General features: G+C 67.2%; 2 protein-coding genes. Both read right to left on the reverse strand.

The genetic code is table 11. From position 1 onward, the window contains the following. Positions 1-969 (reverse strand): hypothetical protein (locus AB0H50_RS35490; protein ID WP_357461661.1); only part of this gene is annotated, 969 nt, incomplete at its 3' end. Positions 970-1,074: 105 nt separating this feature from the next. Continuing rightward, on the reverse strand, positions 1,075-1,383 hold a 309-nt coding region (locus tag AB0H50_RS35495), incomplete at its 5' end, for a VOC family protein (protein WP_357461663.1).

Raw genomic sequence — 1,383 nt, forward strand, 5'->3', positions numbered from 1 at the left:
TGCAGACGACGCGCCCTGGCCGTCGGCGTTCTCCGCCTTCTCGGGATTGCGCGCCGGAGATCCACCCTCGGTGCTGCCAGTGGCCGGTCGAGGCCTGTCGAGCGAGATCTCCCGATCGAGCAGTTCGCCCTCGCGATTGATCGCGGCGAGCATCGTCGGCACGTCGTCGAGTTGCTCGCGTACCGCGTCGAGCTGGCCCAGGATGCGTCCGCGCAGCATCCGCAGTTCCTCGGTGAGGTCCCGGGCGTTGGCGACCTTGCGCTCGGACTGCTCCGTGGCCGTCGAGAGTCGGCGAGCGGCTTCTTCCGTCGCCACCTCGATGCGTCGTTCGGCCTCGGCCTTGCTCTTACGCTCGAGTTCGTCGAGCGCGCCGAGAAGCTTGCTGCGGCGCTCGGCCATCGTGATCTCGAAGTCCTGCTGAACTTGCTCGCGCTTGCTTTCCGCTTCGGCGGCGTGACGGTCGGCTTCGGCGTGGGCAGCCGTGACGATGCGGTCGGCTTCCTTGCGCGCGGCAGCCATCGTCCGCTTGTGCTCTTCCTCGAAAGCGACGCGGCGATCCTCGAGTTCTGCGAGCTTCTGTTCGTAATCGCCGCGGAGCCGGATGCCCTCCTGCTCGGCGAGCGAAATCATCTCGGCGGAGTCCGCTTCCGCGCGTGCCCGCAGCTCGGATGCCTCGTCGGACGCGAGTCGCAGCATCCGCGAGATGCGGTCGCTCATGCCCTCCGCCGTCGTGGGCGGGACCGAGAGCCGGTCCACATCCCTACGGAGTTCGTCGATCTCGTTGCGTGCGTTCTCGAGCTGTCGCGCCAGGTCGCGCGCTTGGGCGGATGCGGCGTCGCGGTCGGTCGCGGTCACGCGCAACTCGGCTTCGAACCGGGCGAAGTAATTGGTTACCTCGTCGCGGTCGAAGCCTTTTCGCACGATCGAGAACGGCAGGTGGCTGGGGGTGCGATCACGATCGAAGACCATGGCGACAATCTACCTGTTGAGACCGGAGGACACGCTGCGCTCCCGCCTATAACTGGACGGGAGCGAAGTCGCGGTCCTGCACCAACAGTTCGGTGCGACGGGCAGCTAGTGCGCAGCGTGCGCGGCCGGCTCCACCAGTTCGACGAGAACGCCGCCCGCATCCTTGGGGTGGAGGAAGTTGATGCGAGAGTCGGCGGTGCCGCGACGAGGCGCGTCGTACAGCAGACGGACGCCGTTGGCGCGCAGTGCCGCGCTGACAGCGTCGAGGTCGGATACGCGGTATGCGAGCTGCTGCAAGCCCGGGCCGCTGCGGTCCAGGAACTTCGCGATGGTGGAATTCTCGTTCAGGGGTGCGAGCAGCTGAATCTGGGTTGCACCTTCGGGGCTGCCCGGCACGGACAGCATCGCTTCCCG

The organism is Nocardia sp. NPDC050793 (genome assembly GCF_040654065.1).
Taxonomy (GTDB): domain Bacteria; phylum Actinomycetota; class Actinomycetes; order Mycobacteriales; family Mycobacteriaceae; genus Nocardia.